3 protein-coding genes are annotated in these 3,061 nt (G+C 73.9%); 2 read left to right on the forward strand and 1 reads right to left on the reverse strand.

All coding sequences use genetic code 11. The annotated features are described in order from the left end of the window. Positions 1 to 5 precede the first annotated feature (5 nt). Positions 6 to 1,298, reverse strand: a complete 1,293-nt coding sequence (locus tag H5J30_RS24260; RefSeq protein WP_181789495.1) for a DUF445 domain-containing protein — start codon at positions 1,296 to 1,298, stop codon at positions 6 to 8. Between the two features lie 177 nt (positions 1,299 to 1,475). On the opposite strand from H5J30_RS24260, the gene H5J30_RS24265 reads away from it, so the two are divergent. Both H5J30_RS24265 and H5J30_RS24270 read left to right on the forward strand, forming a co-directional pair. Further along, positions 1,476 to 2,018 carry a TetR/AcrR family transcriptional regulator gene (locus H5J30_RS24265; protein ID WP_181789493.1) on the forward strand — a complete coding sequence of 181 codons (543 nt, stop codon included), beginning with the start codon at positions 1,476 to 1,478 and terminating at the stop codon, positions 2,016 to 2,018. Positions 2,019 to 2,072: 54 nt separating this feature from the next. Then, positions 2,073 to 3,061: MFS transporter (locus H5J30_RS24270; RefSeq protein WP_181789494.1), on the forward strand; the 989-nt coding region annotated here is incomplete at its 3' end.

A 3,061-nucleotide genomic window follows, 5' to 3' on the forward strand; every position in this document is an offset into this window, starting at 1 on the left:
CCCGCTCAGCCCGCGATGGCCCGGTACACCGTGTAGATGACCAGCCCCGCGAGCGAGCCCACCACCGTGCCGTTGATCCGGATGAACTGCAGGTCCCGGCCGATGTTCGCCTCGATCTTGCGCGACGTCTGGTCCGCGTCCCAGCCCGCGACGGTGTCCGAGATCAGCGACGTGATCTGGTGCTGGTACGTCGTCACCACGTGCGTCGCGACATCCTCCGCCCAGCCGTCGACCTTCGCCTGCAGCCGTGCGTCCGCCGCCATCCGCTGCCCGAACGACAGCAGCGCCGCCCGCGCCCGCAGCCGCAGTTCGCTGCGCTCGTCGTCCGCGGCGCCGACGATCATGCCGCGCAGCGACGTCCACGCCGAGGCGATGAAGTCCTGCACCTCGTCGCGGTCCAGGATCTCGCCCTTGAGCCGCTCGACGCGCGCCCGGGTCGCGGTGTCGCCCTGGAGGTCGGCGGCGAAGTCGGAGAGGAACCGGTCGAGCGCGCCGCGCGCCGGGTGCTCCGGCGACTCGCGCATCTCGCCGATGAACCGCAGCAGTTCCTTGTAGACCCGCTCGCCGACCCGGCGGTCGACGAACTTCGGGGTCCAGCCGGGCGCCCCGCCGGTGACGGCGCCGACGACCGAGGGGCCGTTGAGGATCAGCCAGGACTCGGCGCGCTCGCAGACCAGGTCGACGACGCGGCGGTGGCCGCCGTCCGCGACGATCCTCTCCAGCAGCTTGCCGAGCCCGGGGCCGACCTCCAGGGCGGCGGCGCGGCGGTTGATGGCCTCGCCGACGACGGCCTGGACGTCGTGGTCCCGCAGGACGGCCAGCGCGCCGCGCAGCACGGTCGACGCCTCGGCGGTGACGCGGTCGGCGTTGGCGGGTTCGGCGAGCCAGCCGCCGACGCGGCTGCCGAGGCCGAGCGCGTGCAGCCGGGCGCGTACGACGTCGGCGGAGAGGAAGTTCTCGCCGACGAAGTCGCCGAGGCTCTGGCCGAGCTGGTCCTTCTTGGTGGGGATGATCGCGGTGTGCGGGATGGGCAGTCCCAGGGGCCGCTTGAACAGGGCCGTGACCGCGAACCAGTCGGCCAGCGCGCCGACCATGCCCGCCTCCGCCGCCGCGGCGACGTAGCCCGCCCAGGCGCCGGCGCCGTTGTGCTGCGCCCAGCGGGCGAGGGTGAAGACCGCGGCGGCCAGCAGCAGCAGGCCGGTGGCGAAGGTCTTCATCCGGCGCACGCCGCGCCGCTTCTCCGCGTCGGCGTCCGTGTAGGCAAAGCCACCCGGTCCGTCCGGTGCCGGCAGATCCATCGCGCTCCGTCCGCTCACGCAGTCCTCCGGGGGCCATTCTCCCCGGGCTCGCCACCATCTTTCACTTCCGGAACGGACGGCGGGTTCCCGGCGTCCCTGGCGGGGCGGGTGCCGGGAGTGCCGCGGGAGGGCGGTGAGGCTCGTAACTTTACCTTCCGGATGGTAAAGTTACGTCCCATGCGACCCAGCTCCCGCACCCAGATCCTCGAAGCCGCCGTCCGCGTCGTCGAACGGGCGGGGATCACCGCCCTCACGCTCGACGCCGCCGCGGCCGAGGCCGGGCTGACCAAGCCCGGGCTGATGTACCACTTCCCCAACCGCGACGCGCTCCTCGCGGCCATCCAGCGGCACCTGACCGAGACCCTGGACGCGCGCCTCCGCGCCGAGCTGGGCAAGCCGTTCGAGGAGGCCACCGCCCGCGAGCGGGCCGCGGCCTACGTGCGGTGCTGCGGGCAGGGCGGGGGGACGGCGGACTTCGTCTTCATGGTCGCCTCGGCGACCCGGCCCGAGCTGGCGCGGATCTGGGACGACTTCGCGGACCGCTGGGCGCCCGAGCCCCCCGGGCCGGACCCGGACCCCGAGGCGGTCGACCTGTTCCTGGCCCGGGTGGCGGCGGACGGGCTGTGGCTGTTCCACGCCACCGCGCAGTCCACGCTCGCCCCCGAGGTGGCGGCGGCGGTGCAGCGGCGGCTCGCCGCGCTGACCGACCCGGAGTCCTGAGGCCGACCGCGTACGCACCCGGCGTACCCGCACACGCAGAAAGCAAGGTGCTCCATGTTCAAGGCGCGACGCTGGTGGGTGCTCGCGACCGTCTCCGCGGGACTGCTGCTCATCTCGCTGGACGTGACGATCCTCTACACGGCGCTGCCCACCCTCACCGCCGACCTCGACGCCGACGCCTCCGCGAAGCTGTGGATCATCAACGCCTACCCGCTGGTGATGGCCGGGCTGCTGCTGGGCGCCGGCACCCTGGGCGACCGCGTGGGCCACAAGCGGATGTTCCTGACCGGGCTCGTCCTGTTCGGCATGGCGTCCACGCTGGCCGCGTTCGCGCCCTCGGCGGCGGTGCTGATCGGCGCCCGCGCGTTCCTCGCGGTCGGCGCGGCGGCGATGATGCCCGCGACGCTGGCGCTGGTCCGGCTCACCTTCGACGACGAGCGGGAGCGCGGCATCGCGATCGGCATCTGGGGCACGGTCGCCGTCGTCGGCGCGGCCCTCGGGCCGGTCGCGGGCGGGCTGCTGCTCGACCACTTCTGGTGGGGCTCGGTCTTCCTCGTCAACGTGCCCGTCGTCCTCGCGGCGCTCGTCGCGACCGCGCTGCTGGCGCCCGGCGGCTCCGGCAGCAAGGAGCGGCCGTGGGACCCGGTGGCCTCGGTGCAGGTCATGGCGGGGCTCGTCGGCCTGGTGTACGCGATCAAGGAGGGGGCCCGGCCGGAGCCCGACCCGCTGCACATCGTGCCGGCGCTGCTCGTCTCGGCCGCCGGGTTCACCGTCTTCGTACGCCGCCAGCGCACCCGGACGTACCCGCTGATCGACTTCGCGCTCTTCCGCAACCGGCAGCTCCTCGCCGGTGTCCTCGGCGCCGGGCTCGCGATGTTCGCCACCGCCGGCGTCGAGCTGATCCTCGCCCAGCGGCTCCAACTCGTGCTCGGCCTCAGCCCGCTGCACGCCGGGCTGCTGGTCGCCAGCTCGGCCATCGGCGCGATCCCGGCCGGGATCGTCGTCGGCGGCCTGGTCTACCGCGTACCCGCGCGGCACCTCAT

This window comes from Streptomyces phytophilus (genome assembly GCF_013870535.1).
In the GTDB taxonomy this organism is placed as follows: domain Bacteria; phylum Actinomycetota; class Actinomycetes; order Streptomycetales; family Streptomycetaceae; genus Streptomyces; species Streptomyces phytophilus.

Coding starts and splice junctions, on each gene's coding strand:
- H5J30_RS24260 (WP_181789495.1), bottom strand. CDS start 1,298: ATGGATCTGCCGGCACCGGACGGACCGGGTGGCTTTGCCTACACGGAC.
- H5J30_RS24265 (WP_181789493.1), top strand. CDS start 1,476: ATGCGACCCAGCTCCCGCACCCAGATCCTCGAAGCCGCCGTCCGCGTC.